The organism is Saccharicrinis fermentans DSM 9555 = JCM 21142 (assembly GCF_000517085.1).
Classification (GTDB): domain Bacteria; phylum Bacteroidota; class Bacteroidia; order Bacteroidales; family Marinilabiliaceae; genus Saccharicrinis; species Saccharicrinis fermentans.
In genome coordinates, this window is the sequence record NZ_KI912107.1 from 835,468 (window position 1) to 862,244 (window position 26,777).

At 39.2% G+C, this 26,777-nt stretch carries 19 protein-coding genes and 1 pseudogene; 8 read left to right on the top strand and 12 right to left on the bottom strand.

The genetic code is table 11. From position 1 onward, the window contains the following. Window positions 1-7: 7 nt before the first annotated feature. Together CYTFE_RS0103570 and CYTFE_RS0103575 are read right to left on the bottom strand one after the other, a co-directional pair. The gene (locus CYTFE_RS0103570) at window positions 8-952 is read right to left on the bottom strand and encodes a geranylgeranylglycerol-phosphate geranylgeranyltransferase (protein ID WP_027470695.1); all 945 of its coding nucleotides are present in this window, start codon (window positions 950-952) and stop codon (window positions 8-10) included. Window positions 953-961: 9 nt separating this feature from the next. Further along, window positions 962-1,477, bottom strand: a complete 516-nt coding sequence (locus tag CYTFE_RS0103575) for a KdsC family phosphatase (protein ID WP_027470696.1) — start codon at window positions 1,475-1,477, stop codon at window positions 962-964. Between the two features lie 248 nt (window positions 1,478-1,725). Between CYTFE_RS0103575 and CYTFE_RS0103580 the strand changes: the two genes are divergently transcribed. Beyond that, window positions 1,726-3,219 (top strand): IMP dehydrogenase, encoded by a 1,494-nt coding sequence (locus tag CYTFE_RS0103580; protein ID WP_027470697.1) that lies wholly within the window; start codon window positions 1,726-1,728, stop codon window positions 3,217-3,219. 226 nt (window positions 3,220-3,445) lie between these two features. Here CYTFE_RS0103580 and CYTFE_RS0103585 read toward each other — a convergent pair whose 3' ends face one another. After that, window positions 3,446-3,907, bottom strand: coding sequence for a DUF4293 domain-containing protein (locus tag CYTFE_RS0103585; protein ID WP_027470698.1), 462 nt, complete (start codon window positions 3,905-3,907; stop codon window positions 3,446-3,448). Window positions 3,908-4,086: 179 nt separating this feature from the next. Between CYTFE_RS0103585 and CYTFE_RS0103590 the strand changes: the two genes are divergently transcribed. From CYTFE_RS0103590 to CYTFE_RS0103600, 3 genes are read left to right on the top strand one after another with little or no spacing between them, the layout of a single operon-like run. Continuing rightward, entirely contained in the window at window positions 4,087-4,962 is an 876-nt protein-coding gene (locus CYTFE_RS0103590; protein ID WP_027470699.1) for a nucleoside phosphorylase, read from the top strand. A gap of 22 nt (window positions 4,963-4,984) precedes the next feature. After that, a complete protein-coding gene (locus CYTFE_RS0103595; protein ID WP_027470700.1) occupies window positions 4,985-5,851 on the top strand; it encodes a transglutaminase-like domain-containing protein in 867 nt (288 codons plus the stop codon). A gap of 31 nt (window positions 5,852-5,882) precedes the next feature. After that, the gene (locus CYTFE_RS0103600; protein ID WP_027470701.1) at window positions 5,883-7,340 is read left to right on the top strand and encodes an aminoacyl-histidine dipeptidase; all 1,458 of its coding nucleotides are present in this window, start codon (window positions 5,883-5,885) and stop codon (window positions 7,338-7,340) included. Window positions 7,341-7,639: 299 nt separating this feature from the next. Here the strand turns inward: CYTFE_RS0103600 and CYTFE_RS31010 are convergent, their stop codons facing one another. The 9 genes and pseudogenes from CYTFE_RS31010 to CYTFE_RS0103645 form a co-directional block, all read right to left on the bottom strand. Next, entirely contained in the window at window positions 7,640-8,056 is a 417-nt protein-coding gene (locus CYTFE_RS31010; protein ID WP_316929581.1) for an alpha-L-fucosidase C-terminal domain-containing protein, read from the bottom strand. Further along, window positions 8,030-9,163, bottom strand: a pseudogene (locus CYTFE_RS31015) (alpha-L-fucosidase); the annotation flags it as partial. The pseudogene CYTFE_RS31015 and the gene CYTFE_RS31010, both read right to left, overlap by 27 nt. 113 nt (window positions 9,164-9,276) lie before the next feature. Beyond that, the gene (locus CYTFE_RS0103615; protein ID WP_027470704.1) at window positions 9,277-10,341 is read right to left on the bottom strand and encodes a hypothetical protein; all 1,065 of its coding nucleotides are present in this window, start codon (window positions 10,339-10,341) and stop codon (window positions 9,277-9,279) included. A 10-nt stretch (window positions 10,342-10,351) separates the two neighbouring features. Further along, entirely contained in the window at window positions 10,352-11,479 is a 1,128-nt protein-coding gene (locus tag CYTFE_RS0103620) for a permease (RefSeq protein WP_211238147.1), read from the bottom strand. A 563-nt stretch (window positions 11,480-12,042) separates the two neighbouring features. Then, the gene (galB, locus tag CYTFE_RS0103625; RefSeq protein WP_027470706.1) at window positions 12,043-14,496 is read right to left on the bottom strand and encodes a beta-galactosidase GalB; all 2,454 of its coding nucleotides are present in this window, start codon (window positions 14,494-14,496) and stop codon (window positions 12,043-12,045) included. A 74-nt stretch (window positions 14,497-14,570) separates the two neighbouring features. After that, on the bottom strand, window positions 14,571-16,091 hold the full coding sequence (locus CYTFE_RS24825; protein ID WP_044212265.1) for a sulfatase family protein: 1,521 nt from the start codon (window positions 16,089-16,091) through the stop codon (window positions 14,571-14,573). A 108-nt stretch (window positions 16,092-16,199) separates the two neighbouring features. Continuing rightward, window positions 16,200-17,552, bottom strand: coding sequence for a family 43 glycosylhydrolase (locus tag CYTFE_RS0103635; protein WP_081735901.1), 1,353 nt, complete (start codon window positions 17,550-17,552; stop codon window positions 16,200-16,202). An 87-nt stretch (window positions 17,553-17,639) separates the two neighbouring features. Then, entirely contained in the window at window positions 17,640-20,420 is a 2,781-nt protein-coding gene (locus CYTFE_RS0103640; RefSeq protein WP_407689937.1) for a hybrid sensor histidine kinase/response regulator transcription factor, read from the bottom strand. Further along, window positions 20,366-21,595, bottom strand: coding sequence for a ligand-binding sensor domain-containing protein (locus tag CYTFE_RS0103645; protein ID WP_044212266.1), 1,230 nt, complete (start codon window positions 21,593-21,595; stop codon window positions 20,366-20,368). The genes CYTFE_RS0103640 and CYTFE_RS0103645 overlap by 55 nt, the downstream gene beginning before the upstream one ends. Window positions 21,596-21,845: 250 nt before the next feature. Here CYTFE_RS0103645 and CYTFE_RS0103650 point away from each other — a divergent pair, with 250 nt between their 5' ends. The 4 genes from CYTFE_RS0103650 (at window position 21,846) to CYTFE_RS0103665 (ending at window position 26,771) form a co-directional block, all read left to right on the top strand. Further along, window positions 21,846-23,204 carry a 3-keto-disaccharide hydrolase gene (locus CYTFE_RS0103650; protein ID WP_027470710.1) on the top strand — a complete coding sequence of 453 codons (1,359 nt, stop codon included), beginning with the start codon at window positions 21,846-21,848 and terminating at the stop codon, window positions 23,202-23,204. A 55-nt stretch (window positions 23,205-23,259) separates the two neighbouring features. After that, window positions 23,260-24,588, top strand: a complete 1,329-nt coding sequence (locus tag CYTFE_RS0103655; RefSeq protein ID WP_027470711.1) for a Gfo/Idh/MocA family protein — start codon at window positions 23,260-23,262, stop codon at window positions 24,586-24,588. Between the two features lie 132 nt (window positions 24,589-24,720). Then, the gene (locus CYTFE_RS28330) at window positions 24,721-25,479 is read left to right on the top strand and encodes an FAD:protein FMN transferase (protein WP_162150066.1); all 759 of its coding nucleotides are present in this window, start codon (window positions 24,721-24,723) and stop codon (window positions 25,477-25,479) included. Between the two features lie 14 nt (window positions 25,480-25,493). Further along, complete coding sequence (locus tag CYTFE_RS0103665; protein WP_027470712.1) at window positions 25,494-26,771, top strand: Gfo/Idh/MocA family protein; 1,278 nt, start codon at window positions 25,494-25,496, stop codon at window positions 26,769-26,771. Window positions 26,772-26,777: the final 6 nt, after the last annotated feature.

Below are 26,777 nucleotides of genomic sequence, written 5' to 3' on the forward strand. Positions count from 1 at the left end.
GATGGTATTAAAATAATTGTCCCGCTATTAGAATAAATAAAATTCCAAACAGCATTATTAATTTATAAAAGGTATTTAAGCGATGGTATGCCTTGGGAGTAGAACTTTTGTATAACAAGTACATGGATAGTATAAATGGAATTGTTATCAGAAGTATGATATACCAAAGTGTAATCACTGAGCTGTTTAATATGTTGAAGGAAAAATATAAAGCCCAAATAGACAGGAGAGTACAGCAGGTTAATATGCTTACAAATATTTTGGAAAACTTCATTCCTATTTCAATGGGTAAGGTTCTGCACCCTCCTTGCTCGTCTCCCAATACATCTTCCATGTCTTTTACAATCTCCCGGATAAGGGTAGTCACAAAAGCAAAAAAAGCAAAACCTAAGGTCCAGAACCATGCAGTGGAACAAGCCTCACTATTGATGATGGGAGCGCCATGAACACGAACCAACATCGCAAATTCCAATGAAACAACTACGATGGTAACCAAGGCTGTTAGCCCTGCAACAATCATGTTGCCAATGAATCCTTGTTTCTTGAAGGTGGTGGAATAATACCAAAGGAACACAGGTATGAGTAAAAACATGAGTGCCCAGGTTTCTTTGCGTGCTATATAGGAAATAAAAAGACCAACGAATACTCCTATGAAAGAGAGTATCACGTGAAAAAACATGGCCGCACGTCTTTGTAGCCCATTGTCAATGACCATTTTTTCGGGGCGGTTGATGCGGTCTATTTTTATGTCAAAATAGTCGTTGATAACATAACCTGATGCTGCCATACAAACAGAGGCCAATACCAATAATCCAAATCTAAAATGCGACAAGACAGGGTGATAGCCGAAGTGTGCTAGGATTGGTATGATGAGCCCATATCTGATGAGGCACTGTAATAGTATTATTATCAGTAGATTGGGTAGACGTACTAAACGTAGTAATGATGTCATAATTTATTTTTACCAAGAATGATCTAATCCCCACTTTCCATGCGCGCGCAATACTTGTTCAATAACATCGCGGGCACAACCTTCGCCTCCGTTTTTGTGACTTATATATTTACATAAGGACTTGACCTCTTCCACTGCATCGGCTGGACAAACAGGAACACCTACAGTATCCATTACCGGGTAGTCGGGTAAATCATCACCCATGTACATGACCTCTGCGGGTTTGAGGTTTCTTTTTGTAATCCAGTCTTCAAAAGGAGGTATCTTAAATGATGCACTCATATAAATATCATCAATACCTAATAGCTGATAACGCTTTTTCACAGCTTCGGTATTGCCACCGGTAATGATAGCGATAGGATAGCCTAATTTTATGGCTAGCTGTAAAGCATAACCATCTTTAATATTTACCGTTCGCATAGGTACACCTTCGGAGTCCATCGGTATGATCTGTGCCGACAAAACACCATCCACATCGAAGGCAAAAGCTTTTACCTTCATTAAATCTTCTTTAAAATTGCTCATGTACAATGTAATTTGCTGCGAATTTACAAAATACAAATCACTTAGTTGAATGTTGAAACTTGAAAGTTTGGTGCTTTTTTAGGCAGCATGTGGATTTTGCTGTTTTATTTTTGTACATCTCTTATTGCAGAAGGGTATTTGAGCACTTTGAAATGGAGTAATACCTGAGGTAAAAGGTGATTTTTGGGGAAATGGTGGATTATAGAAAAAAAATGTATATTTTTGCGCAATTTTTCATTCGAACTACTATGGCAAATATCTTCAACGAAGTATCAAGAACATTTAATGAGTACCTTATTATTCCTGGTTTAACTACCAAGGAGCATACACCTGACAAAGTTAATTTACGGACTCCTTTGGTCAAATTTAAAAAAGGTGAGGAGTCTGCAATCACATTGAACATTCCCTTTGTGTCATCTATTATGCAATCGGTATCAGATGATGGGATGGCGAAGGCATTGGCTAAAGAGGGTGGTTTATCCTTTATTTTCGGTTCTCAAGGTATCGAGGAACAGAGCAGAATGGTTAAGAGAGTGAAGGCGCATAAGGCTGGTTTTGTGGAGAGCAGGGCCAATCTTACTCCTGAACATACCTTAAAAGATGTCATTGAATTAAAGAAGAGAACAGGTTTTTCAACCATTGGAGTTACCGAAGATGGTTCTGCCACAGGGTCTTTTAAAGGATTGGTGACAGGTAGAGATTATAGACCAAGTCGCGATGACCACAACAGAAAGGTGAAAGAATTTATGACACCCCTAAAGGATTTAATTTATGGGAAGAGTGGTGTTTCATTAAAAGAAGCCAATGATATTATTTGGGAGCATAAGCTTAATACATTGCCTATTTTAGATCAAGATAATAATTTGCAGTATTTTGTGTTCCGTAAGGATTATGATAGTCATAAAGAACATCCTAGAGAGTTATTGGATCAACATAAGAGATTATTGGTGGGAGCTGGAATTAATACACGTGATTATCAAGAAAGAGTGCCTGCTTTGGTAGAAGCTGGAGTTGATGTGGTTTGTATTGATTCTTCAGATGGTTATTCTGAATGGCAGAAGGATACCATCGAATACATTAAAAGTAATTTTGCACACGTTCTTGTAGGTGCCGGAAATGTGGTGGATAGAGATGGTTTTATGTACCTGGCAGAAGCAGGTGCTGACTTTGTAAAAGTTGGTGTTGGCGGCGGTTCAATATGTATTACTCGTGAACAAAAGGGAATTGGTAGGGGACAGGCTACGGCACTTATTGAGGTGGCTGCCGCCAGAGATGAGTATTTCAAAAAGACAGGAGAGTATATTCCTATTTGTTCAGATGGAGGTATTGTACAGGATTATCATATGACACTGGCTCTGGCTATGGGGGCTGACTTTTTGATGATGGGTAGATATTTTGCTCGTTTTGATGAGAGTCCAACACGTAAATTATTAATAGGTGGTAATTATGTGAAGGAATATTGGGGCGAAGGTTCTAATAGAGCTCGTAACTGGCAACGATATGACATGGGTGGCAATGATAACCTGAAGTTTGAAGAAGGGGTAGATAGCTATGTTCCTTATGCCGGAAAACTAAAAGACAATATTGAAATGACCATTGGTAAAATTAAATCTACCATGTGTAGCTGTGGTGTGGCATCCTTATTGGAGTTAAAATCGGATGCGAAACTTACATTGGTATCTTCAACAAGTATTATTGAAGGTGGTGCGCATGACGTAATAGTGAAAGAAACTAAGAATTAAAGTTTTTGTTCATCGTATTTAAATGTCCCTTTGTTGTGTTAGCAGCAAAGGGATATTTTTTTTCGGGGTATCAGTGTGCTCCTTGCGTTTTGAAGCCTCATGACGAAGTTTTAATGCAGCATACCGCTTTGCATTGTATGGCGTGAGAACCTGCCTATATGGATGGAGAAAATACAGCAAGGTCTTGCGTAAAGCTAAGACCTTGCTCGCAATAAGTACGTTTTATTTATCTAATTCGATCCATTGATCTTACCAAGGCTTCATCTTTTCCTATGGCTCTAAGAGCTAAAATGTTTAGTATGGCTGCGACAATGGGAAATACAGTGCTGATCCCGTAGCTTAAGGCAGTTGCGTTAAGCTGTTTCATACCAACTGTTCCAAAATAATAGATGAGAGCAGTTGTTCCTATCAAAAGGCCCACATTGGCTGCACAGAGTCTTATCTGAATCATTCTTCTTTTAAATAGAAATATTGAAACCAGTGAAACGAGTGGAGTTAGTATCAACAATATTGTTAATGCAACAGTTGCCATGCTTTCACTATTGGCATTTGTTTCTGCAGCATGGATGCCTGCGTAGTTTAAAATGTATTCAATATCCGCAACAAAGGTTATTTGTGTAGAAAAAAACATAGATGTTCCAAATGCCACTGCCAACAATAAATAAATAGTCTGGATTCTTTGTATCATAGTCAATAATTTTTGGCAAAAATAGAAAGAATAAATGACATTTTGTTGTAATTTTATTATATGTAGTGGGGATTTATATGGGGGTGGGTAATGATAATATATTGTTGTTTTTGTAATAAAGAATAACATGTTTTACAAAAAAAATATACCTTGCTTTAAAATTTAATGCAAAGAAATATATGGCACGAAGAATAGAGGAATCGGAATTAATTTTAAATGGTGATGGAAGTATTTTTCATCTTCATCTAAAACCAGGTGAATTGGCTGACAATATTATTCTGGTTGGTGATCCGGGTCGGGTTGAGACAGTAACGTCTTTTTTTGATACTGTTGAACTTGTACGAAAAAATCGCGAGTTCGTATCAGCTACCGGTATCTATAAAGGTACGCGCTTCTCGGTGATAGCTACAGGGATTGGTACCGATAATATAGATATAGTGGTAAATGAGTTAGATGCACTGGTAAATATTGACTTTGAAACAAGGACGGTTCATAAGGAGCATAAGGCACTTCGTATGGTAAGGATTGGTACATCCGGATCTCTGCAAAAGGATCTCCCGGTAGATAGTTGCTTATTGAGTTCCAAGGCAATTGGTTTTGATGGACTGTTAAACTTTTATGCAGGTAGAAACGAGGTGGCAGACTTGGACTTTGAGCAGCAGTTTAAAGAAAGTATGGCATGGAATCCTCTGCTTGCCTCACCCTATGTGGTAGATGCTTCTAAAGAACTATTGGATAAGCTGTCGGTAAATGGCTTTCATCAAGGAGTGACCATTTCCGCTCCGGGGTTTTATGGTCCGCAAGGTAGGATGCTTCGTTTAGGTATTCAGGATGTGGATATTAACGAAAAAATAAGTACATTTAAGTATGAACAGTATAAAATTACTAATTATGAAATGGAATGCTCGGCCATTTATGGCTTGTCGAAATTGTTAGGGCACCAGGCTGCTACTGTATGTGCCATCATTGCAAACCGACAAGCAGGAGAATATAGTAAGGATTATAAACCGGTCATAAAGCATTTGATAGAGAAGGTACTCGATAGTTTGGTATAATGGAATTTAAAAGATGGATACCATGGATAAAACAAAAGTACATGCGTTAATTTCTTTGTTAGATGATCCCAATGAGATGATATTCAGTTCTGTAGAAGAACAATTGCTCAAGGAAGAGATAGGTGTAGTGGATGAGTTAGAAAAGGCTTGGGAAGTATCTTGTGATGATGTTTTTCAGAAACGCGTTGAGAATATCATCCATACACTTCAGCTCAATGATGTGAAGAGTTCCATGGCTAAGTGGATCAATGAAGGAGGTCAGGATTTGTTTTATGGTGCCTTTTTGGTAGCCAAATATCAATATCCAGAACTTAACTATGATGTATTGAACGAGAAAGTGAATAAATTACAGAGAGACGTTTGGTTAGAGCTGAATGATCACCTTACGGCTATTGAAAAAGTGAGAATTATTAATCATATTATGTTTGATGTCCATAAATATGTGAGAAATAGCACCCATTTTTTTGCACCGCAGAATTCTTATATCAATGAGGTAATGGATACTAAAAAAGGGAATCCTATATCATTGTGTATTATTTATTCGGTAGTGGCACAGCGTTTGGGGTTGCCGATTTATGGAGTGAACTTACCTAAGAATTTTGTTCTGTGTTATTTGGACGAAAATATTCATCCTTATTCTATTGTGGAATATAAAGATAATGTGATGTTTTATATCAATCCGGTGAATAAAGGTGCGATTCTAGGAAGAAAAGAAATAGAGTACTTTATTAAACAACAAAAACTGAATCATGTACCATCTTATTTTAACCCTTGCTCTAATTTAGATACAATTAAAAGGGTACTGTTTAATTTGTCCTATGCCTATAACAATGAAGGAAATGAACTTAAAAAAGAAGAGATTTTGCAATTATTGCAATTATTTAGATAGAATGTAAATTTATAGCTTCAAAAATAGAATCATGAGTATGTTAGAATCATTAGCGCCCGCTGAGGTGTGGAAGTATTTTGGAAAGATTTGTCAAATCCCAAGACCATCCAAAAAGGAAGAGAAGATACTGGCGTATCTAATATCTTTTGCTCAGGAGAATGACCTTGAATATAAGCAAGACGAAATTGGGAATGTGTTGATTCGTAAGCCTGCCACCGAGGGGTGTGAAAATATGAAATCTGTTGTGTTGCAGTCGCATGTTGATATGGTTTGCGAAAAACATTCACATGTAAAGCATAATTTTGATAAGGACCCTATTGTGCCTCGGGTTGATGGTGATTGGGTAAGGGCTTCTGATACCACATTGGGTGCCGATGATGGAATAGGAGTGGCTGCACAGCTGGCTTTGTTGGCTAGTAATAGTATTAAACATGGCGATTTGGAGTGCTTGTTTACAGTGGATGAGGAAACAGGACTAACGGGTGCATTTAACTTAAAGGATGGGTTCTTTGATAGCTCCATTCTCTTGAATCTGGATTCTGAGGATGATGGAGAATTATTTATCGGCTGTGCCGGAGGTGTCGATACGGTAGCTGCTTTTGATATGGAGAGGGAAGCAATCTCTGATAATTATTATGCTTTTAGGATGGATGTATCCGGTTTGAAAGGGGGGCATTCGGGTGATGATATTCATAAAGGATTGGGTAATGCCAATAAAATATTAAATCGCTTTTTATGGACAGCTTCGCGTCAATATGGCCTTAGGCTGCATGCGTTTTATGGTGGTAACTTAAGGAATGCCATTGCTCGAGAGGCTTCGGCTATAGCTGTGGTTCCAACATCGGTTAAAGAGGCTGTTAGGGTGGCTTTCAATATTTTTTATGACGAGTTGTCTTCTGAGTTGGAGGTAACTGAACCTGGACTGAAAATGCATATGGAGTCTTGCGATTTGCCTGAAAATGTTTTTACACAGGATTTTCAGACAAGGCTATTGAATGCTGTTTATGCTTGTCCGCATGGGGTTGTGGAGATGAGTCGTAAAATAGAAGGGTTGGTGGAGACATCAACAAATTTGGCTGCCATTAAACAGGAAGGTGAAAAGTTATTGGTTACCACCAGTCAACGTAGTTCAGTGGAATCTGCAAAAGAAGATATTGCAGCTATGGTTCGTAGTGTCTTTGAATTGGCCGGGGCTCAAGTGAAACATGGAGAGGGATATCCAGGATGGGCACCGAATACTGATTCTGAAATATTGAATATTACCCGGGCTTCTTATGAACGTTTGTTTGGTGAGTCTCCTGAAGTGAGGGCAATTCATGCTGGTCTGGAATGTGGTCTTTTTCTTGAAAAATATCCTCAGTTAGATATGATTTCTTTTGGCCCGACCATCCGTGGTGCTCATTCACCTGAAGAACGAATCAATATTAAAACGGTGAATAAGTTCTGGCTTCACCTATTGGATGTGTTGGAAAATATTCCTGAAAAGTAATGTTACTTGGGCGTATTCTGGCAGCTTTATATGTTTTAAATTAGCGTAATTTCCTAAGTAGTGCAAATTTCAATCATTCGGCTGCGTGTATGATTATTTGCTTTGGCCATGCCTGTTTTGTATGAAATTGCTGGTGCTACAATTTTAAAAGTGTGACCTATGTTAAATTCCATTGCCATCGTCACTTATTGACGACGGCAATGGTTTGTGATATTGACAAATCGACATTGGTCATCCAGGTTTCAAGAGGTATTGTCGTTTTGAAAGAGAAGAGTGACCTGTTTGATTTATTCGGTCATCTATTTTGTGATAATTTGGTATACCAAGGCGGCATCCGCATGATCTGGCTTATGAGAGGGTTGTTGAACACTTAGTCCTTCATTGGTTCTTTTCCATTTTATTTTTTCTTTACTACCCAGCACCTTCACTGTTTTTATTTGTATATCGTTGGCTTTATTAGCAAAGGTAGTTAGTGTTCTTTGTGGTTTTTCATCGTTCCATCCTAATTGAATGGCATATATAATTTTTCCTTTTTGGGTATAGCGTACATCTGCTGCATTTAAGTTGTGTAAACCCTTTTTGATGGCGCCATATTCGTTCCATGCATCTTTGGGGTCTCGTTTCAATTGTGTAGTTCCTTCTCCAAAGGTTACAAATGGATGTGTATCATAAATGGCTTCTCCATATAATTTCATCCAGGCTCCTATATCTTTCATGGCTTTTACTTGTTCCTCAGGGATGGTGCCATCGGCCATTGGTCCGGCCGAGAGTAGCATTACTCCATTTTTGCTCACCACCTCGGCTAACATTCTGATGGCTATTTGTGGATTGATAGCGGTACGTTTCTCTTTATTGTAACACCATGAACTTCCTAAAATAAAATCTGTAATCCAAACCTCGGGTGTAATATCTTCCATGGTGGCGCGCTCAATATTAACTACTGAAAGATCGGTGGGGAAGAAGTCTCCTTTGGTATTTACAACTACTTCTTTGTCGAGTTCGCTCGCTTTGTTAAAATAGTTGGCCAAGAATTGTTGGCGGTATTTTTCGGAGATAAAGCGTTGTCCGAAATCCATCCAAATATAATCAGGGCAATACTCATTTATCACCTCATTTAATTTTCCTAACCATAATTCTTGTGCTTCGCTGTAATCCATGTTGCAATACAACTTTTTGTATTTAGGATCCTGGGGCACTTCGCAATTTTCATATACGTAGTTGTATTTGTTAGGTGTTACAGGTCGCATAACTGCTTGGTCTTGTTTGGGATAAAACAGATTGTGAAAGCCGTGATGGAAGGTGGTCATAAATTTAATATTCCGCTTATTTGTTTCGTCGGCAATGGCTTTTACCACATTAATGCCAGGTCCCATTTGAACGGAATTCCATTCGTTCACCTGACTATTCTATAGTGAGAAGCCGTCGTGATGTTCGGCAATGGAACCAATAAATCGGGCACCCATATCTTCGAACATATCGACCCATTCTTTGGCTGAAAACTTAGGTGCTTTCCATAGAGGAATAAAATCGTGGTACTGGAAATCATTGCCGTAGGTTTCGCGATGTTTTTTATACACCTGCCCTCCCCAGAGTTTAGGGTCTCTGTCTGGAACATACATCCATCGGGGATACCATTCTCCATCGGTAGCAGGAACGGAATAGACTCCCCAATGGAAATATACACCAAGCTTGGCGTTGGCAAACCATTCAGGAACAGCCTGGTGTTTCTTGAGGCTTTCCCAATTGGGTTCAAACTTTTCTTGTGAAAAGGAGGGTTGAAATGCGAGTGCTATAATAGCTGTAATAAAGGGTATTTTAAACATGACTTTTTTAATAAATGATCGCAGCAATTTAGTGGTTAAGTCATGAAAAATAGTGGACAGATAGATTTAAAAATAGGGGAGTAATTAGTTGCCAGTAGTGCATGGGCTTGAAATTAAAATTTGTATTCCATGCTGAGCAGAATATTATTCTGATTATTGTGGTGGTCAGAAATCCACCCCTGATAGTTCAATGAGATATTTATCTTTTTAACAGGAGCATGAGCAATACCACCCATAATGCTATTGCCATCTCCTTGGGTATTTGTATTTTCAGTATGCTTTGTGTCGTTTAGTAAGCGATCAAAACGAATAAAATATGCTGTTTTATCTGTTAGCTGGTAGGATGAATATATGGAGTAACCATAACTATCCATCCCGGAGTAATTGAGGTGTTTCATATAGTTAAACTCACTTCCAACGCGGAGTTTAGAGGATGGCCTAAGACCAATGAATGCCGCATACATATGTTCTGTATTTAATTTTTCATCACTTGCTTGTCGGTTGTGGTAGTAGAATCTGGATTGTAGTATGGATGTAGGATTGATGTTAAGTCCCCCTGCAAATTTTACTTTGCCTGTAGCATCTTGTTGCACTCTTACGCCCTCTCCATTGGTTATGGATGCATCTAGAGAGATAGCCTTGTTTACATTGTAAAATGCAATGAATCCTAGATCAGAGCTGGGTATTTTCCAATATAAATCCTGAAATGTTTGGGCCACATACCGAAGTCCCCAAAAACGTTCTTGGGTGATATAGTGGTTTTGCAAAATGGCCCCTGCTTCAAGGGATAAGCGATCGTTTACTTTCCATTGGAGACTGGCAAATTTCAAAAACATGGTGTAGTAGGATCCTTCCTTTGATGAGTTTTGAATATCCAATGTATGCCCTGTGGAATCGGTAATAGAGATTTCGCCTACAGAAGTGGCTCTACCTCTGTCTATTATGATTTTGGCACTCCATCTTTCGTTGTATTGGTATTGAAGGCCCAAATGGGCACGGCCAAAATTATAATCGTAGCGCTTATTTTCTGTGTCGTAACTGGCTGTACCAAAAATCTGGACAATTGGTTTGAGTTGCTTGAAATTGAGTGTATTAGTGAGGGTTGTGTCCTGGGCTTTAATGGTCGAAAAAAAAAGATTAGTCACCAGAATAATGATGAGTGTATTTAATTGTTTCATTTGTATATTGTTAAAGAATCAGGTTGAATATATATCCTAAGATAATAATAAATAGAGAAATAGTACCAAAGAAAATACCAATGAGTTTCCATTTCATCACTTTTTTAAGCAGAGTTGCTTCTGGTAAAGAGAGACCAACGACTGCCATCATAAAAGCAATAGCCGTGCCCAGAGGAACCCCTTTTGCCACAAAAACCTGGATAACTGGGACGATACCTGCTGCGTTGGCATACATGGGTACTGCCAATATCACAGCCAAAGGCACGGCATACCATTTATCGGCGGATAAAAATTCGGTAAAAAAGTTTTCAGGAACGTAGCCGTGCATAGCTGCACCAATAGCAATTCCAATGATAACATAGAGTAGTACTTTTTTAACGATATCCCAACCTTCTCTTATGATTGATGGTAAGCGGTCTATGAAAGGTGTTTTTTCGTCTGTCCACTCTTCATTAATTTGTATGGCGTTTTTCTGAACCTCACGTACCCAATCGCTTAGGTATTTGTCGAGTTTTAGTTTTCCAAGTATGAAACCGCCCACCATACCCAAGAGAATACCACTTACTGAATAGATAAGGGTGGCTTTAAGTCCAAACAGACCTATAAACATGGCTACAGCTACTTCATTGACCAATGGAGAAGTGATGAGATAAGCAAAGGTAACTCCCAAGGGAATGCCTCCTTTTACAAAACCTATAAATAGGGGAATGGAGGAGCAGGAACAAAATGGAGTGATTGCTCCAAAAAAGGAAGCTAGAAAATATTCCAGGCCATACATCTTCTTAGTGGTCAGGTATATTCGTAATCGATCTACCGGAAAATATGCGTTAATGACTCCCATTAAACTGCTGATAAGGAAAAGGAGAATTAGAATTTTAACGGTATCATAAAAAAAGAAATTAATAGCTTTACCTAAGTGAGATTCCGAATTTAGCTCAAATAAATCGAAGGTCATGTAATTCACCAATAGGGGAAGGTAATGGTATAGTAGAATGAGTGTAGGTAACACAAGACTTATGGAAATGACTAAGCGTCTTCTCTTTTTGTGTTCCTTCATTATGGTTTGTGCACTATTATTGATGGTTGTTGCGCATTTTAGCGAATCCTGATGCTTTGATAGTTGATTTGCTGTTTTCATATGATTATATTTATCTTTCAATGGTCATATGGAACTCGCCAGAATTAATTATTCCCCTGCGTGTGAAGCTATTCTCATGGCTCGTTTCATATGATTAAATTTATCTTTCAATGGTCATATAGAACTCGCCAGAATTAATTATCTCCCCTGTGTGTGAAGCTATTTTCATGGCTCGTTTCATGTTTCCATCATACCTGTTTATTGTTCGTTGTTCGTAAAATAACGAACCGTTTGACTAAATTTTTTTGCCGAATGGAATTATGTAGTGTACTCTATGATAATTAGTTTTATGTGATGCCTTGATGGTATGGTATTGTACGTCATTTTTTGTTTTATTTTATTTGTTTGTATTTTCATTGCTTTAGATGTTCGTAATATTGCGAACAAATATAATTAATTTTTTTAGGGTGACAAAAATTATTTCTTTTTTTGAAAGCTTCAAATGAGGAGTGAAATTTAGTATTGGTAGCAGCCTTGTGTTCTTGGAATGGGGAATAAAAAAATCGAGGGATTGCCATATGCGAAACTCTCGATTTTTTGTAAATACACCAACTTAATAAGTTTTATTTGCTAATGATGACCACTTTGGCAGATTTTAATCCTTTTGAAGTGGCTGTTAGCTGTATGTTTCCTGCTGTTTCTGTTGATTTGATAATCGCCAATGCCATACCACTGAAGGCTTTTCTATGGTTTGCCTGGAATGATTCCAGTGAGGCCTGATTACCATTGTCAACAGCGATTAGTGAGCCGGCACCTCTTAGTTTGAAGAAGATCTGGTTGTCTGCCGTAGGACAAAGATTTCCGTTTTTGTCTTCGATACGGACCGTCACATAGGCTAAGTCCGTTCCACTGGCATCTATGTTTTTTCTATCTACCGAAAGAGAGATTTTGGCTGGTTTTCCTGCTGTATGGATGATTTTTTCCTGGACAGCTTGCCCGTTCTTATAACCAACAACTTTTAATTCACCTGCTGCATATGGCACATCCCATGATAAGCGGTATTTTGACATGAATGTTTTAGGTTCGTAACGTAAGAAATCTACTTTTAGTTCAGTGAGGTCTTTTCCTTTGACTTTTTTGCCCATGGATTTTCCATTTAAGAATAGTTCTGCTTCGTCACAGTTTGTGTAACAATATACCGGTATATTTTGTCCTTCCATGCCCTTCCAGTTCCAATGGGGTAATAAGTGAATCATTGGCTTAGAGGTCCATTGACTTTGGTATAAGAAGAAACGGTCTTTAGGGAAGCCGCATAGGTCAACGGCTCCAAAATAGGAGCTATGAACGGGCCAGTCACCGTTCCAATAACCGTTGGTAGAGTTATCTTTACCGCCATAGGGGGTGGGTTCACCCAGGTAATCAAAGCCTGTCCATATAAACTCACCCATACTATGTGGGTATTGTTCCTGAAAATGAAACTCAATGTCTGGTGGGTATGCCCAAGGTGGACCTATTAAATCGTAACTACTTACGTGCAAAGATTCATGTGTTTTGTATTTTTCTATGGGTAGGTGATACACGCCGCGACTACTGGTGCAACTGGAAGTTTCAGAACCATAAATGGGCAAGTTGGGATAGTTGTCGCGAACTTCACCATATTTAGTAGGTTTGTAATTCATCCCGGCAATATCCACCTGTTGTGCCATGTTATTGTCATAAGGACCCGAATAGTGGTTAAATCCGGCAGTAGTTGGCCGAGTCTTGTCCATCTCTTTAACGTAGTCATTCAGCATTTTTGCTGTTTTCCATCCGTATTTTTTATCTTTTTGCTCGAGTATTTCATTGCCAATGCTCCACATGACGATTGAAGGGTGGTTGCGATCTCTTTTTACCATGTCTTTGATGTCGCGTTCGGCCCATTCGTTAAAGAATACATTGTATCCGTTGGGTACCTTAGGCATCGACCACACGTCAAATGCTTCGTCTTGAACCAGTAGTCCCATCTCGTCACATAATTCCAAGAGTTCTTTTGAAGGAGGGTTGTGGCTGGTACGTATAGCGTTAACACCCATGTCTTTCATGATTTGCAGTTTACGTTCGTCAGCTCTACGGTAAACGGCAGCCCCTAATGCTCCATTATCGTGGTGTAAACATACGCCGTTGAAGCGTATTTTTCGCCCATTTAAATAAAATCCGTCCTTGTTGTAACTGATATGACGAATGCCAAAACGTGTTTGGTAACTGTCAAGTATCTTGCCATTTTGTTCGATGCTTGTAACAGCACGATAAAGGTGAGGTGTTGCTAAATCCCAACGTTTAGGTTCTTTAATATTGCACCAGGTTCCTGAAACTTTTGAAGAATGTGCAGGAATTGTCATGGTTTCTTCTGTTTTACCAACAGATTTTCCTTCCGGCGAAAAGTATTCTTGTATTACTGTAATGGTAGCTTCTTGGTTGTTTTTATTTTCGATAGTAGTTTCGTTTTGAACGGTTGCTTTTTGGTCGGTAACTGTGGGGGTAGTTATATAAGTGCCCCAATGTGCCACATGAACAGCTTCGTCTATTTTTAACCAAGTATTACGGTATATTCCTGCTCCCGGATACCAACGAGAAGATAGATCTTGTGGCGTCAGTCGAACGGCAATAATATTGTCTTGACCATAGTTTAGGTATTGACTGATGTCGAACTCAAAACCGATGTATCCGTATGGATGATTGCCTACCAGTTTTCCATTTACCCATACATAAGCATCGTACATAGCTCCTTCAAACTCTATTCGGACTACCTTTCCTTTGGCGGATTCGGGTATGAGAAAGTGTTTACGGTACCATCCGATGCCGTGGAATGGTAGTCCACCGCAACGTGCGTTGTACTTACTGTCAAAGGGGCCTTCAATGGCCCAGTCATGGGGCAGATCCAACTTTCGCCATGAGGAGTCGTCGAATTGGACTTTTTCGGCACCTTCAGCTTTGTCATTAAAGAAGAGCCATGATTTGTTAAAGTTTTGGTCTTGAGCCGACAGTGTATTGCCGATGGTCAGTAAAAAGAGTATTAATCCAGTTACGATTTGTTTCATGATTTATATGATTATTATTAGTTCCGTATTAAAATCAGTTGTGTGTATGATGCCGGCTTTGGTGAAGCAAAGGTTTATTGAATCACGTGTGCTGGATTGTCATGTTGGTCTCTGATATGATTGTATTTGGTAAACAATTTTTCAATGATGGCTTTGTGGTCCGGTGAATGAATGAGGTTCTTGCTTTCGTCTTCTGTTACATTGTCGCTTAAATTAAAAAGAGCAATGGCTTTTCTCATTGAATATGTTTTGTCTTTGGGGTCAATCTGAATAATCAGTTTCCAGTTATTTTCTAGTATGGCTACTGTTTTTTGTGTTCCTCCCTGCAGCATTAGTTCGGTATGTACGGTAGTCTTACTGTTATTTAGGTAAGGGCCAATATCTTTGGAGTCCAGTGCCTGACCGTTGGCAATGGGTGTGTTTGTAAGACTGGCCAATGTGGCCATGATATCCAATCCAAGGATGGGCTGATCGGATAGGCCATTTTTTATGTTTTTCGGCCATGAAACGATAAAGGGAACACGGTGTCCGCCTTCGTGAATCCTATTTTTACCTCCTCTGTATATGTCGCTGGGCCTATGTCCGGTTTTTAAAGTCTCTTTTCTGGTTAAACCACCATTGTCAGAAGTAAAAATAATGAGGGTATTATCGTAAATGCCTTTCTTTTTTAGAGTTTTAATCATCATCCCTATTTGAACGTCGAGTTCTTTGATCATATCCATATGATACGTGGGGGTGCTTCCTTTAATTTTTATGCCATCAAGTTGTTTACAAGGGGTATGTGGTAAATGAACAGCCAGTGCGCAGTAGTACATAAAGAATGGTTTGGATCTGCTGGCATTTTTATTGATATAATCAACTGCTTTAGAAATTAACAAAGGGCCCATTTTGTGCGGATCCCAGTTGGAGTCGCCCAAGCCTTCGCTTTTATCCAGTTTAAATTTGAGTTTATTCATTTTTTCCTGAGTAATAAAATCAAACTTAGAATCTTTGGCCAGAGGATACCATTTTTGGTTTTCGTAGCAGGCATATGGTACATCTTGTATGCCAGATGGGAAGGTGAAATCATAATCGAAGCCTTGATCTTTAGGACCTGCCCCTATAAATTTAGAGATGTCAATATCTAGTTCTGGTTCTTTTCTGGGTGCTCTGTAGATAGTGCCGGGTTTGCTTTTTCTGTACCAGTCACCGCCTAAATTCCACTTTCCCAAGAAGGCAGTATTATAGCCTGCTTGTTTCATGAGCTTGCCTAGGGTTAATTGATCTTTCTTTATGGGGGAAGCCTGGTAAGCACCCCAAACGCCCCAAGGGTAGGGACTGCGAAAGCAACTATTTCCAGTCATGATAGCATAGCGTGAAGGGGCACAAAGTGCGGCTGGGGCATGGGCATTGGTAAATACCATACCTTCCTTTGAAAGTTGATCCAGGTTAGGTGTTTCAAGTACAATATGATCGGAATGCATTCTTCTGTAATACGATACATCACCCGAACCCACATCGTCAGCTAGAATGACAATTACATTGGGTTTAGTTTGGCCTTTTAATCCGCTCAACAAGGCAACATGTAGAAATATTAGAACACCGAATCTTATCATATTTGTAGATTTTAATAGTATGATTGCGTAGGTGAAAATACAATAAGTTGCCCTAATATAGGGGGTATAAAAAAGCACCTATATAAGGTGCTTTTGTTTTATTTTGTTTTATTTCAACAATAGCCAATTTAAATTTACAGATTTAGTGCTTCCCCAATCTGACTTGAAGACAACAACCAGGTTGTGAGTTCCTGTGACGGGCTCACTGATATTTGCTTCAATTGTTTTCCAGGAGCTCCAGCCACCGGTATATTCAATAGGGAATTCAGCTATTAATTTACCTTTGGGGTTATTTAAGCGTATTTCGAAGCTTCCAATTCTTTGTCCTGAAGCAATGCGTGCTTGTATGCTTGTGGCACCATCAAATTTAACACGATCAAAGCGTACATAGCTCATCATCTTAGCGTCACATATCATCCACCCTTGGGGTTCCTTTTCTCCACCCACGAAGGCTGTTTTTGCGCCTGAAATTTCATTATATCTATCCACTTGAATTGTATCGCCAATCTGGGGAGTTCCAATGCCTCGTAGTGTAGGTATCACTTTTTTTATGGTACCATCTTTTTTAAAATGCATATAGTCAGCCCGCATAGAACGTAGTTTGTTATAGCCACTAATATCCCATGAGTGGTAAAATAATATCCATTCACCCTTGTATTCTACAACCGAATGATGGTTGGTGCCATTGTGGATATTATCCATTATTTTACCTCGGTATTGGTATGGCCCCATTGGTTGATCGCTGGTGGCATAGCCAATGGTATATCCTTCTTCGGCAAATACATGAGCAAAGGTTAAATAATATAGGCCATCTTTTTTAAAGGGAAACGATCCTTCTTTGTATCCGGCAGGTAATCCTTCCACCAGGATCGGTTCTTGGGTGATTTCTTTCATGTTATCAGCTAAGGGGGCTACATATAGTTCGTGACCTCCACCAAAAAATAAGTAGGCTTTATTGTCGTCATCCAGTAATAGTCCTGGGTCAATGCCAGAAACGCCTTTGATAAAACTTTTCTCCCATTTAAAAGGGCCAGTAGGATTTTTAGAGACCCCAACGCCAATTCTTCGAAAGGCACTGTCGTTTTTAGGTTTAGCAGGATAGTAATAGTAATATTTACCGTCTTTCTCAATACAGTCTGGTGCCCACATGGCGTAAGTATCTTTTTCGCCCCATGGCACATCGTTTTCCTTCAGTATCCATCCGTGATCTTTCCAGGTTGCACCGTTCTCTAACGAAAAGGCATGGTAACCAGGCATACAAAAACGTGGAAATTCTTTTTCTCTTCCTTTGGGAGGGTAGGTATCGCTGGAAGGAAAAACATATAGTTTACCATTGAATACACGTGCGGTAGGATCGGCTGTAAACATATGTGTTACCAGTGGGTTTTGTGCTATGATGTTATGTGTTTGGCAAATTAGAATAAGGCAAAACAGAAAAATTGTTTGTGTTATTTTTAACATGGTGATTCATTTTAGTTATATGTCAAAAATAGATGGATAGGGCTTTACTATTGGGGAGAATTTGGGAGAAAAACAGGTGGGATATTTTTAATTGTATTCAGAGGGGTTGGTTCCAAAATATTCTTTGAATTTAGTTCTGAAATGTGCGGTACTCTGAAATCCAACTTCTATACTTATTTGTTGTATGGAGAATTCTTTTTTCTGTAAAAGCTCTGCCGCCTTGTGCAGGCGTACTTTACGTATGTAATCGCCTGCATTTTCACCACTGATATGTTTAAATCTTCGGTAAAAGGTGGAGCGACTCATGTTCATCTTTTTACTTAATATTTCGGTGGTAAAATCCGGATTGTTATAGTTTTTGTTGATCAACGTATTGGTTTTTTTCCAGAATTGGATGTCACGTTTTTTTAATTTTGTTTTATCTATTGAGGCGGTGGTTCTGGTGGCCACAGGCTTCTTTTGTAGTTTTTCACGGTTTGATAACAATGCTTCTACACGTGCAAGTAATACATTTTTGCTAAACGGTTTTTCAATGTAATCATCAATGCCTAATTGATAGCTTCCTATGCGTGTGGAGGAATCGGTTTTTGCTGTCAATAGAATAAATGGAATTCCGGAGGTGATTTCATTTTCTTTTATTTTTTTACAAAAGCTTAAACCATCGAGTACTGGCATAGAAATGTCGGAGATAATAAGATCGGGGAGTATCTCTTCAAGTTTATCCAATGCATCCTGTCCGTTATTGGCACTGATAACTGCGTATTGATCGCTCAGTATCTTTTTTAAGTATATTCTTAGTTCCATATCGTCTTCAACCAGAAGTATTTGCTTGTCTGAAATGGTTGGTAGTGACTTGTTAACTCTTGGCATTGTTTGAGGAGAGTTGGTCTTTTGTTCCGGAGAAAGCGTGCTTTGCTGATGTTGGTTAAAATCGTCAGGTTTAAAATGGTCTTTGCCTTTTTTAAACTGAACGGTAAAAATGGATCCTTGATGGATTTTGGATTGGACATCTATGTGGCCGTGTTGCATATCTACCAATCCTTTTGCCAGTGCCAGTCCAATACCATGGCCTGATTCACCACTGTTTTTGCTGCGAAAAAAACGATTGAAAACCAATGTTAGTTCATCTTCATTTATGCCTATGCCGTAGTCGGCCACCTCAATGGAGAATGTATCCGTATTTTCATGTATGGAAATTAGTACCGGATTATTTTCTGGAGTATATTTTATGGCATTAGATATTAGGTTGAAAAATATTTTTTCGGTTTTATCCATGTCCAACCAAACAAATAGTCTGTTGGGAGTGGGCTCAAATCTTAGATCAATGTTTTTTTGTTCGGCCAGCTTTTGAAAGGAAATAACGATATCTTCAATAAAGGCATTTATTTCCAGGTGGGTAATGTTTAGTTTTAGCTGGTCTTGGTCGAGTTTTCTGAATTCGATCAATTGGTTTACTAAACGCAATAGCCTAAGTGCATTGTTTTTAATGGATTTTCGGATCTGGATGGATCCGGCATCTTCTATTTCTTCAAGGTATCCTAAAATAAGAGTGAGTGGAGTTCGGAACTCATGTGAAATATTGGTAAAAAAGCGTAGTTTGGCTTCATCGGCTTCATGTAGACGTTGTGATATGACTTGTATTTCGTTGCTTTTTTTTAAGATATCTTGTGTTTGTTCTTTAACTTTTCGTTTTAACAATATGTTGCGTTGCCTAATGCGAAAGAGCCGCCAACGATAGAGTGTTACCAGCAATATGGTGATGATTCCTATTAGTAGTAGTTTAAACCATAGTTCTTGCCAATAGGGAGGTGTAATTTGTATGTTGATTTCTTTGGGTGAGGACCATATGTTTTCGGCGTTGCAAACAGAGAGAAGCATCCTGTAGTTTCCGGGGCTTACATTTGTAAAAGTAACAGATCTGTTATTGCCTGTCTGCCAATTGTTTTGCCAATTTTCTAGTTTGTATCGGAATTGGTTGGTGTTAGGCAGGTCGTAAGGGATTGCATTGAACTCAAAGGTGAAAGTGTTTTCTTCATGGCTTAGCTTGAGCGAGCTAATGTGATGAATGGCTTGTTTGAACAGGATTCTGTTATTGACTGTTTCGTTTTGCTTTATTATTTTATTATTTAATTTAAAGTTTTCGATAACGGGTGTCAGACTTTTGTCCGATGATTGAATATTTTGAGGGTTGAAATGGACGATGCCATTGTAACCTCCGTAGTATATATGTCCGTCCTGAGCTTGGAATGAGGCATCATCCATAAAGAAATCACTTTTGAGGAAGGTAGAGAATTGCTTGGTTTTGGTGTTTAACTTGCTCAATCCTCGGTTGGTGCTCATCCATAAGTGTCCTTCATGGTCTACATTTAAGCTGTAAACAATATTGTTACTTAGGCCATGTTCTTCATAAAATATTTCTTCTACTTTAAAGGAAGATAGGTTAAAGCGGTTAAGGCCATTGTTTGTTCCGATCCATAGGTCGTTACCGTTTTTTGTTATGCTGTATACCTTAGCATTACTTAAGCCGATGGAGTCGGGATGAAAGGTTTTTAATTGTTTGTTCTGTATGTTTAGTCGGGCTATTCCCTGATTATCCAGGCCAAGCCAGATATTATCACCGTCTAGTTCTGCATCTCGTATGTTACTCCAAATGGAATGATAGATTGTTTGTGTGAGTATTTGTTCTGTTTTATTTTTCAGGGATAAAATTCCTACTTTAGACCCTGACGTAACCAGTACCTGATCATTACTATATTGTTTAATAAAATAGCTACGGTAGTTCCATGGTGATTTGAAATAACGATTGATGTGTTCTAGTTTGTTTTTTTTCGGTTGTAGATGCAGATACCATGGAGCATGGCAACCCAGATATTTTTTGTTTGGTCTTCAAAAATGGCTCTCACGTTCCTAAGTGGGTGTTTTTCTCCATTCTCATCTTCGTAATCAGTGATTAGTGTTTGCCTTCCGTCAGGGTGAATTATTCCGAGGTCTCTACGATCGAACCCTACCCAGTATTCATGTTGAGAACTGACACAGATAGCCCTGATCAGATCTATTTCTTGGTCTGTGACATGGTTCTGTTGCCAGTTGAAATGTTTAAATGCATTATTTCTTTTGCTAATAAAATTGATGCCATGTTTAGCAGTGCCAATCCAAAGGTTGCCTCCGCTGTCTTTTAATATTTTTGTTACGATGTAGCCCCTGAATGAATGTGGATTTGCTGCATTGTATTGGTGGCGGTGACAAATTATATGATTGTCTGTGTGTTCGTATTGAATTAGTCCATCGTTTCCCCCTATCCATATCTTTGTTGAATCAACACAAATGGCTGGATTGACTGTTATGGGAATATGATTTTTAATGTCAGCAAATAAAAAATGTTGGTCACTTGGGGATTGTAAATCAGTGTAAAAAGCAATTCTGTCGGGATGTAAAACCACTGTATTTTTATTTGAAAAGGCAATGCCATTTACGGCTTCGTGGATCCGGTGTACGGTGGTGTATGTGCCATCGTTATTCTGTAGCATCTCAAAAATTCCAAAAGAACCATAGGCCGCAATATTTCCATTGGGTAGTAAGGTAATGTCTTGTATTTTATGTTGTTGAAGAAGATAAGCCGCTGTGCTGTCCTGAGGATTGAAACAAAGAACTCCTTTGTTGGCTTTTAGCCAGATGTGATTGTTGTTATCGGCTTGTATGGAGTTGATATATTTTGAAGAGAGTTGTTTAAATAAAGAGTCGGGGTAGTAAACAAATTCCTGGCGGCTGGCGTCGTATTTATTCAGTCCACCATCCCGGGTAACAACCCAAGTGTTTCCTTGGTTATCAGCACATAGGTCAACACATAAGCTTCCATGTAGGCTGCCTTTTTTGTTTAGGCTGGGTTTAAATACTTCAAAAGAATAACCGTTGTATCTGTTTAGTCCGTTTAAAGTTCCTACCCACAGGTAACCATTTTTATCCATATCCATGCAAAAGGCACTGTTCTGAGAAAGGCCGTTGTTGATGTCCAGGTGATCGAATCGGATATTTTGTCCATCCAAAAGGAAGACGTTAAGGAATATGAAAAATGAAAATAATGGTCGAATTTGTAGCATAGGATGATTTTGTGAGGGTTAAAAATAAAAAAAACTTTTATAAACCATTTATGACACAAAAACATTCATTTATGACACATTCGTGATACAGGTCTACAGGCCTAGTAGGCTAGTTTTGTGATAGTGTTAAAAGCAAAAAAAATAAATCAACTATTTATACGAATGACAACATATTGTTGAGAAAAAATGTACAGTTATGAAATTTAAACTATTATTTGTGATTTGCCTTGCTTTATTTCCGGCAATGAAGGCACAAAAAACGAAGTCTCTTTTTAATGGAAAAAATCTAAAAGGATGGCAAGTGTTAATTGGGGATGCAGAATTTAAAGTAGAGGATGGGGTTATCGTTGGTGTTTCGAAAGCCACCCGGCAAAGTACTTTTTTAGCCACGAAAAAGGAGTATACCAATTTTATATTGGAGTATGAGATGATGGTTGGTGAAGGACTGAATACAGGAGTACAGATTCGTACGCAATTTGACGATGTGAAAAAACATCTATTTGGTTTGCAGGTAGAAGGCGACGATTCAGAGCGAGGATGGACTGGCGGTATATATGATCAGGGGCGTAAGGGGTGGCGCTATCCCTTAACTTATAATCCCAATGCTAAAAATGTTTTTAGAAAAGGTCAATGGAATAGGATAAAGGTGGTGGCCTATGAAAACCATATTGCTACATGGCTGAATGGCGTTCATGTGGCCGATTTGTTGGAAGAAACAGTAGAGACCGGTTTTATTGCGCTGCAAGTACATAGTGCGGGTAAAGATAAAGAAGGTGTGGAGAATAAATGGAGAAATATGACCATTACTGAGTTGAATACAGCGCCTGACTTTTCGCAAACGACTGCCCCTACCATTAGTTATCTTACGAATAAGCTGACAGATGCAGAGAAAAAAGATGGCTGGAAATTACTTTGGGATGGAAAAACAAGCCAAGGGTGGAGAGGTGCTAAAAGAGATGATTTTCCCGAGAAAGGATGGAGTATAAGTGATGGTATTTTAACAGTACATGCTTCGGGAGGTGGAGAATCAGAGAATGGTGGGGATATTGTTACAACTAGGCCTTATAAGAATTTTATTCTTGAGCTGGATTTTAAGTTTACCAAAGGTGCCAATAGTGGAATCAAGTATTTTGTGGATACTGATTTGAATAAGGGCAAAGGGTCGGCCATTGGATGTGAGTTTCAAATTTTAGATGATAAGGTGCATCCGGATGCCAAAAAAGGTGTTGGAGAAAAACGTACAGTTGGTTCGTTGTATGACCTAATTAAAGCAGATTCCAGACTTTTTGTACCAGGCTTGAAGCCACTGAAGTATGTAAATTATGGTCAATGGAATAGGGCCAGAATAGAAGTAAGAGGTGCATATGTGAAGCATATATTGAATGGTTGTACGGTAGTGGAGTATGAACGAGGTACACAACAGTGGAAAGCATTGGTTGCTTATAGTAAATATGCAAAATGGCCCAACTTTGGAGAGGCCGAAGAGGGTTTGATCCTGCTTCAGGACCATGGGGATGAGGTTCATTTTAAGAATATTAAGATTAAGGAATTATAAGATGTTGTAGTCAGGTAGTGGTATCACTTATCTTTCATTCATTTATTTTAAGAATATGGTTACGAGAAGAAGTTTTATAAAAAAGGCAGCTGTTGGAACAGTTGGGATGAGTGTTTTAAGTTCAACCCGGGTTTTGGGAAATGTTATGGGTGCCAATGAAAGGATAAATTTTGCGATTATAGGAACCGGAGGTCGGGCATATGGGTTGGCACCGGCTGTGGCAGCTGCCGAGAATGCCCGGGTGTCGCATATATGTGATGTGGATGCAATTCGATTGCAGAAATTTAAAGATTATTGCAAGAAGAATATTGGGTATGCTCCTGTATTGGAAAAGGACTTTAGGAATTTACTAAGCAACAAAGAGGTGGATGCTGTTATTGTGGCAACACCGGAACATTGGCATGCACCTATGGCTATCATGGCCATGCAGGCAGGTAAGCATGTTTATGTGGAGAAACCGTGTAGTCACAATCCCCATGAAACAGAATTGTTGATTGAGGTGCAGAAGAAAACAGGTATGTTGTGCCAGATGGGTAATCAACAACGTTCGTCCAAAACATCGGCGATGGCAGTCCGGGAAATTCAAGAGGGTATTATTGGAACCCCTTATATGGGCAAGGCCTTTTATGCAAGGGCACGTAAGCCTATTGGGGTAGGCAATAAAATTGCTGTTCCGGATCATTTAGACTGGGATTTATGGCAGGGTCCTGCCCCGCGTGAAGCTTATCGGGATAATATTCATCCCTATAACTGGCATTGGTTTCGTACTTGGGGTACCGGTGAAATACATAATAATGGCACACATGAAATTGATATTGCACGTTGGGCATTAGGTGTGGATTATCCGGTGAGGGTGGTTTCCAATGGTGGTCGTCTTGCATATTCGGGAGATGATTGGCAATGGTTTGATACTCAGCTGGCCAGTTATGAGTTTGAAGGCAATAAAAATATTACATGGGAAGGATATAGTGCCCATGCCTATAAGCCAGGAGGAGGCAGAGGGACACTTATTTATGGTTCGGAAGGTGTTATTCATCTGGATAGAGGTAAATATGTGTTAATGGATCTCAATGGGAAAGTAATAAAAACGGAGCGTGAAGGCGATTTCAAGGCTGCCAATGATACAAATGACTCCATTGGTTTTGACATATTGACTGTTCAGCATATGCGTAACTTGGTGAATGCTATCTTAAAGGGAGAAAAATTAAATGCTCCTATTTATGATGGTGGTATTTCTACGCAGTTATGCCATTTAGGTAATATAGCGCAGGATGTTAAGGAGAGCATTTTGGTGGATCCAAAAACCGGACGAGTGTTGAAAAATAAGGCGGCCATGCATAAATGGAAACGTGTGTATGAAAAAGGGTGGGAGCCCCAATTGTAGTGCGGATAATGTGGATTGAGATTCGTGCAAAGAATCGATAGTATACCTAGTATATTCACGTTGAATACGAATCATTAAAATATATTTGATTAGATGCAATCGCCTTACCTCTTTCATAATACCATGGCTGCAATGAACTCAAGACTTGATGTGGTTTTGTGGAGTCGGAATGCTAATGTTCATTTTTCTTCTGTTTTTGCTAAGATGGTAAGGAAAGTGGAAGAGATAGAGTTGATATATAGTAAGTTTGATGAGAGAGCAGAACTATATCATTTAAATAAGAATGCAGGGAAGACTTCGGTGGAGGTGAGTGCGAGTTTGTGGTCTATGCTAAAAAAGAGTGTTGAATATCACCTTAAAACGAAGGGGTACTTTAATATAGGATATACTAGTGCACAATCTCTTGATAGTCAGTTGATTTTTGATGATGATGGTCAGCGAGTGGCTTTTACCTCGGAGCGTGTAGAGCTGGATTTTGGAGGTGTGGGAAAAGGAATAGCCCTGAAAGAATTAGCAGCTATTATAGCGCAAGAGGAAAAAATGAATGCGTTTATTTGTTTTGGAGGAAGTTCTGTATTGACTCGGGGCCATCATCCCTACGGAGATTATTGGCCTCTGGCTTTGGAAGATGATGTTCAAACAACTTTAGATTTGCGTAACGATGCCTTGTCCATAAGCGGATTGCATCGGCACAATGTGAGCGAGCCAATGCATGTTGTTGAACCGCAAACGGGAGAATTGAAGCATCGGCAGTTATTGGTTGCCGTAAAGATGGACTGCCCGGTGGAAGCAGAGATCTTGTCTACTGCATTATTGGTGGCACCGCAGGAGTACCATCGATCTATACTCAATAATTTTAATGTGAATAAACTGATATTGCAATCATTGTAGTTAAATAAATTAAAATGGGAAAAAGTAGAAGGGAATTTATTAAAAAGATGGCTGTGGTTGGTGCCGGAGTATCGGTCATGGCAAATCCCTTGTTTAATGATGTTTTTGCTGGAAATAACAGTGGGGTGACCAAATTGGCTATTATTGGAACAGGAAGTCGGGGACGGTATTTACAAGAACATTTATACAGGATTCAAGAAGAAGGGAATAAAGAGTTTGAAATAGTTGCACTGTGTGATAATTATGCACCCAGTTTAAACAAATCTTTGGCTTTGGCTAAAAAGTATCATAATTCGCCCAAGGCTTTCCGTAACTATAAAAGTTTACTAAAGCAGGTGAGTGTGGAGGGGGTTGTTATAGCAACGCCTTTGTTTCAGCATGCCCATATTGCCATAGATTGCATGAAAGAGGGTGTTCATGTGCTATGTGAGAAAGCGATGGCTCGTACCCTAGAGGATACAAAAGCGATGTATGATACGCATGTGAATACAGGTAGCATCTTATTGATTGGCCATCAGCGTCTCTTTAGTGATAAGTATAATATGGCCATGCAACGTATTCAGAAAGGCGAACTTGGTGTTATTGGTCAAATGCATGCCCATTGGCATCGTGGTAACGATTGGCGCAGATCGGTACCTAAAGATAAACCAGAGTTGGAACGTCAAATTAACTGGCGTTTATATAAGGAATATTCTGCGGGTCTACTGACAGAACTAATGTCTCACCAAATTCAGGTAGCCAACTGGGTAAAACAAAAAACTCCTGTTTCGGTCATGGGAACTGGGAGTATTCGTTATTGGCACGATGGAAGAGAGGTTGATGATAATTTGGCTGCCATATTCACTTATGATGATGGTACCCAATTTACCTATGATTCACAGACAATAAATAAGCGCTATGGCTGCGAAGAGGAGATTGTTGGCGATAAAGGAGTTTTTGAATTAGAAACCAATAAGTACTACCCTACTAAGGCCGTGCTTCCAGAACCTGCTCCGGGAATTGCGCAAATGATCGGAGATATTGAAAAGGGGCTGTTTGAGGATGTCCCTATTGGTGGCCCTAGCTGGTCTCCTGAAACCAAGAAAAGACAAATGGCTGTGCCAATATTCGAAGGACAGGTGGGGGATGGCACAAAAGAAGAGCTGATACATTTTGTGCGTTTTATAAAAAAAGGTCAGTGTCCTTCATGGATGCTTAAAGAAGGATATAATGCTAGTATTTGGACCTTATTAACAGAGCAGGCAATTGATAAGGGAGAGGTGTTAACCATGCCGCATAAATATAGAATATAAGAAAAA

Excerpts from the sequence above, each read along its gene's own strand:
- CYTFE_RS0103570 (WP_027470695.1), bottom strand. The coding sequence starts at position 952 with ATGACATCATTACTACGTTTAGTACGTCTACCCAATCTACTGATAATA.
- CYTFE_RS0103575 (WP_027470696.1), bottom strand. The coding sequence starts at position 1,477 with ATGAGCAATTTTAAAGAAGATTTAATGAAGGTAAAAGCTTTTGCCTTC.
- CYTFE_RS0103580 (WP_027470697.1), top strand. The coding sequence starts at position 1,726 with ATGGCAAATATCTTCAACGAAGTATCAAGAACATTTAATGAGTACCTT.
- CYTFE_RS0103585 (WP_027470698.1), bottom strand. The coding sequence starts at position 3,907 with ATGATACAAAGAATCCAGACTATTTATTTATTGTTGGCAGTGGCATTT.
- CYTFE_RS0103590 (WP_027470699.1), top strand. The coding sequence starts at position 4,087 with ATGGCACGAAGAATAGAGGAATCGGAATTAATTTTAAATGGTGATGGA.
- CYTFE_RS0103595 (WP_027470700.1), top strand. The coding sequence starts at position 4,985 with ATGGATAAAACAAAAGTACATGCGTTAATTTCTTTGTTAGATGATCCC.
- CYTFE_RS0103600 (WP_027470701.1), top strand. The coding sequence starts at position 5,883 with ATGAGTATGTTAGAATCATTAGCGCCCGCTGAGGTGTGGAAGTATTTT.
- CYTFE_RS31010 (WP_316929581.1), bottom strand. The coding sequence starts at position 8,056 with ATGAAAGATATAGGAGCCTGGATGAAATTATATGGAGAAGCCATTTAT.
- CYTFE_RS0103615 (WP_027470704.1), bottom strand. The coding sequence starts at position 10,341 with ATGAAACAATTAAATACACTCATCATTATTCTGGTGACTAATCTTTTT.
- CYTFE_RS0103620 (WP_211238147.1), bottom strand. The coding sequence starts at position 11,479 with ATGAAAACAGCAAATCAACTATCAAAGCATCAGGATTCGCTAAAATGC.
- galB (WP_027470706.1), bottom strand. The coding sequence starts at position 14,496 with ATGAAACAAATCGTAACTGGATTAATACTCTTTTTACTGACCATCGGC.
- CYTFE_RS24825 (WP_044212265.1), bottom strand. The coding sequence starts at position 16,091 with ATGATAAGATTCGGTGTTCTAATATTTCTACATGTTGCCTTGTTGAGC.
- CYTFE_RS0103635 (WP_081735901.1), bottom strand. The coding sequence starts at position 17,552 with ATGTTAAAAATAACACAAACAATTTTTCTGTTTTGCCTTATTCTAATT.
- CYTFE_RS0103650 (WP_027470710.1), top strand. The coding sequence starts at position 21,846 with ATGAAATTTAAACTATTATTTGTGATTTGCCTTGCTTTATTTCCGGCA.
- CYTFE_RS0103655 (WP_027470711.1), top strand. The coding sequence starts at position 23,260 with ATGGTTACGAGAAGAAGTTTTATAAAAAAGGCAGCTGTTGGAACAGTT.
- CYTFE_RS28330 (WP_162150066.1), top strand. The coding sequence starts at position 24,721 with ATGAACTCAAGACTTGATGTGGTTTTGTGGAGTCGGAATGCTAATGTT.
- CYTFE_RS0103665 (WP_027470712.1), top strand. The coding sequence starts at position 25,494 with ATGGGAAAAAGTAGAAGGGAATTTATTAAAAAGATGGCTGTGGTTGGT.